This is a genomic window from Rhodoblastus sp., assembly GCF_041915505.1.
Classification (GTDB): domain Bacteria; phylum Pseudomonadota; class Alphaproteobacteria; order Rhizobiales; family Beijerinckiaceae; genus Rhodoblastus.
In genome coordinates this window covers 1-3,486 of sequence record NZ_JAYSBG010000354.1, presented here as the reverse complement: position 1 = coordinate 3,486, position 3,486 = coordinate 1, and the positions used below count along the sequence as shown (strand labels likewise).

Here is a 3,486-nt window from a genome sequence, read left to right as displayed (position 1 = left end):
ATAGGCCTCGCCGTGGCCGCTCTGGTCGTGATCTTCTACGCCATCACCATCGTGCGGCTTGGTCCGCATGTCTTCCTGCGGCCGGATTGAGCCATGAGCGCCACCCCCGGCCCGCGCAAGACCCGAGGCGCGCAGCGGACGACCGCCGCGGCCTTTGGCGTGCTCGCCGTGCTGATGCTGGGCGCCTCCTTCGCGGCGGTTCCGCTTTATCGCCTGTTCTGCTCGGCGACGGGCTATGGCGGCACGACGCAATCGGCTTCGCGCGCGCCGGACGAGCGCGGCGCGCGGAAAATCTCGGTGCGCTTCGACGCCAATGTCGCACCGGGCCTCGCCTGGCGCTTCGAGCCGGAAACGCCGGAAATCTCGGTCCGTCCCGGCGAAACCGTCACGGTTTTCTTCCGCGCCGCCAATTTGTCCGACCGCCCAACCGAAGGCGTGGCGCGCTTCAACGTCCAGCCCGATCAGGCCGGCGCCTGGTTCGACAAGCTGAACTGCTTCTGCTTCAGCGCCCAGAAACTCGGGCCGCATGAGACCGCCGAATGGCCGGTGGTGTTCTTCCTCGATCCGAAGCTGGAGCAGGACGAGACCATGGCGCGGGTCGACGCCATCACCCTGTCCTACACTTTTTTCGCGCCGCCCAATTCCACAGCGAAAGGCGCAGCCCGGACGGAGGCGGTGGAAACGCCGGCCGATTCGGGCAAGAGCTGAGCGAAACATAAGCCCCAAGGCGGGCGCGAGGAGGAATGCATATGGCCGACGGTCACGCCAAGCCAAATCACGATTACCATCTCGTGGCGCCGAGCCCCTGGCCGCTGCTCGCCTCGATCTTCGCCTTCACCACCGCCGTCGGCCTGATTTTCTGGATGAAGGGCCTGCCCCTCGCCGGGCTCAAGCTTGGTTCGCTGTTGTTCGGGGCCGGCCTGATCGGCCTGCTGTCGATCATGGCCTTCTGGTGGGTCGACGTCGTCAAGGAGGCCGAGAGCGGCGATCACACGCAGGTGGTCCAGATCAGCCACCGCTACGGCATGACCTTGTTCATCGCCTCGGAAGTGATGTTCTTCGTCGCCTGGTTCTGGGCCTTTTTCGACGCCAGCCTGTTCCCGGGCGAGGCGATCCAATATGCCCGCGTCGCCTTCACCGGCGGTCATTGGCCGCCCAAGGGCATCGAGGTCATCGACCCCTGGCACCTGCCGCTGATCAACACCCTGATCCTGCTGACCTCCGGCACCACGGTGACCTGGGCGCATCACGCCCTGCTCGAAAATGACCGCGAGGGCCTCAAGAAGGGCCTCGCCTCGACCATCCTGCTCGGCCTGCTGTTCACCTCGATCCAGGCCTATGAATATGCCCATGCGCCGTTCGCGTTCAAAAATTCGATCTTTGGCGCGACCTTCTTCATGGCCACCGGATTCCACGGCTTCCACGTCATCGTCGGCACGATCTTCCTGATCGTCTGCTTCTTCCGGGCCAATGCCGGCCAGTTCACGCCGAAGCAGCATCTCGGCTTTGAATTCGCCGCCTGGTACTGGCATTTCGTTGACGTGGTCTGGCTGTTCCTGTTCTCCTGCATCTATGTGTGGGGCTCGTGGGGCGCGGTCACGGAGGCTAGTGTCGGCTGACCGGCCCCGCAGCGCAGGCCGCCGGCGAGGATGCATCGGCGGCCGCCATCCCTTTTCCCTCTCCCGGCGGAACGCCGGGAGAGGGATTTTCATGAATGAAGCGCCTTGGCCCAATCCCCGCCCCCGTTTCCCCTCAAGGCCGCCATCGCCGGCAGATGTCCGCGCTGCGGCCAGGGCAAGCTGTTCGACGGCTTCCTCACGCTCGCCCCGCGCTGCGGCCATTGCGGGCTCGATTATTCCTTCATCGATTCCGGCGACGGCCCCGCCGTCCTGGTGACCTTGCTCGCTGGCTTCGTCGTGGTCGGCCTCGCGCTCTGGGTCGAGGTCGCCTATGAGCCGCCGTTCTGGGTGCATCTTATGGTGTTTTTCCCGCTGACGATCATCGTCTGCCTCGGCCTGCTGCGACCGCTGAAAAGTTTCATGATCGCGGCGCAATATCATCACAAGGCCGAGGAAGGCCGGCTCAGGGACGAATAGGAAAACCCCGCCTTGGGCCTGATGCGCCGCCATTTCGTCCTGCTGCTCAGCGCGCTGATCGGCGTCGGGCTCTGCATGAGCCTGGGTTTCTGGCAATTGCGCCGGCTCGCCTGGAAGGAAGACCTGCTGGCGCGGATCGCCGCGCGTCGGGACGCCCCGCCCGCGCCTTTGCCGCCGCGCGAGGAATGGCCGCGCCTCAGGCCGGACAATTACGACTATCGCCACGTCGTCCTGCGCGGATCCTTCGATCACACGCGCGAATCCTATCTGTTCCGCGCCAGCGCAACCGGCGCGGCGGGCGGCGCCGCCGGCTATGAAATCATCACGCCGCTGCGGCTCGATGCGGGCGGAACGGTCTTCGTCAATCGCGGCTTCGTCCCGGCCGAAAAAATGGACCCCGCCGCGCGGCCTGAAGGCCAGGTCGCGGGCGCCGTGGAGGTCGTCGGGCTGATGCGCGGCCCCGAAAACCGCAATTGGTTCACGCCGTCCGATGAGCCGGACAAGAATCTCTGGTTCACCCGCGATCCGGCGGCTTTGGCCGCGCACTGGAGCCTTGCCGACGCCGCGCCCTTTTCGGTGGACGCCGACGCCGCGCCCAATCCCGGCGGCTGGCCAAAGGGCGGCGCGACGGTGTTGACGATCCCGAACAACCACCTGTCCTACGCCCTGACCTGGTTCGCCCTCGCCGCCACTTTGGCTGGCGTGGCCGGCGTCTATGTCTGGCGGCGCGAGCAGGCCGCGCGCTGAAAGCGGCGCGCCGGCTCACACATCCCATGCGACGATGGAAATCGGGAAATGGAACCGAATGCCATCCTCGGCGCGCCAGGCGCCGACCCCGATCCCGTCCTCGCCCGATGCGATGTCGGCGTCGAACATCGCACTCAAGGCCGGCATATCACCCGCATCGGCGAGCGTCTCCAGACGGGCTTCCAGCCGATAGCTGTCGATGAAGGGCGTCTCCAATCCCGCCCTGCGGCCCAGCTCCAGCAATTGATCCAGCGTCAGGGCGCTGGCGTGCGAGGGATCGCGCAGCTTTTCCATCCGGTCATAGCCCTGCTGCGTTTCGGCGGAGGGCGTCGCGTCGATGACCACGATCCGCCCTCCGGCGCGGCAGACGCGCTTCATTTCGGCCAGCACGCGGAAGGGATCGAGCATGTGGTGGAAGCTGTAGCGGGTCACGACGCGGTCGAAGGCGGCGGCGTCGAAGGGCAAGGCGGCGGCGTCGCCGATGCGCCATTCGACATTGTTCCGCCCCGCCGCCTGCTGCCTGAGGCGCGCCTGTTCGATCATCGCGGGCGTCAAGTCGATCCCGGTCACATGGCCGACCTGTTCCGCCAAGGCGCAGGCGAGAATGCCCGGCCCGCAGGCGACGTCGAGCGCCGCCGAATCC

Annotated in this window: 5 protein-coding genes; 4 read left to right on the top strand and 1 reads right to left on the bottom strand. The window is 66.4% G+C overall.

Going from position 1 to position 3,486, the window contains the following annotated elements:
• Positions 1-93: 93 nt before the first annotated feature.
• From ACE3S9_RS16820 to ACE3S9_RS16805, 4 genes are all read left to right on the top strand, one after another.
• Positions 94-708: a cytochrome c oxidase assembly protein gene (locus tag ACE3S9_RS16820; RefSeq protein WP_374547627.1), complete on the top strand. Its 615-nt coding sequence runs from the start codon at positions 94-96 to the stop codon at positions 706-708.
• A gap of 41 nt (positions 709-749) precedes the next feature.
• Complete coding sequence (locus tag ACE3S9_RS16815) at positions 750-1,619, top strand: cytochrome c oxidase subunit 3 (RefSeq protein ID WP_374547626.1); 870 nt, start codon at positions 750-752, stop codon at positions 1,617-1,619.
• 105 nt (positions 1,620-1,724) lie between these two features.
• Positions 1,725-2,096: a DUF983 domain-containing protein gene (locus ACE3S9_RS16810; protein WP_374547625.1), complete on the top strand. Its 372-nt coding sequence runs from the start codon at positions 1,725-1,727 to the stop codon at positions 2,094-2,096.
• 21 nt (positions 2,097-2,117) lie between these two features.
• On the top strand, positions 2,118-2,843 hold the full coding sequence (locus ACE3S9_RS16805; protein ID WP_374547628.1) for an SURF1 family protein: 726 nt from the start codon (positions 2,118-2,120) through the stop codon (positions 2,841-2,843).
• 15 nt (positions 2,844-2,858) lie between these two features.
• Here ACE3S9_RS16805 and ACE3S9_RS16800 read toward each other — a convergent pair.
• On the bottom strand, positions 2,859-3,486 hold a 628-nt coding region (locus ACE3S9_RS16800), incomplete at its 5' end, for a class I SAM-dependent methyltransferase (protein WP_374547624.1).

Bases quoted from the DNA above. Each gene is read 5' to 3' on its own strand.
- ACE3S9_RS16805 (WP_374547628.1), top strand. From the start codon at position 2,118: ATGCGCCGCCATTTCGTCCTGCTGCTCAGCGCGCTGATCGGCGTCGGG.
- ACE3S9_RS16820 (WP_374547627.1), top strand. From the start codon at position 94: ATGAGCGCCACCCCCGGCCCGCGCAAGACCCGAGGCGCGCAGCGGACG.
- ACE3S9_RS16815 (WP_374547626.1), top strand. From the start codon at position 750: ATGGCCGACGGTCACGCCAAGCCAAATCACGATTACCATCTCGTGGCG.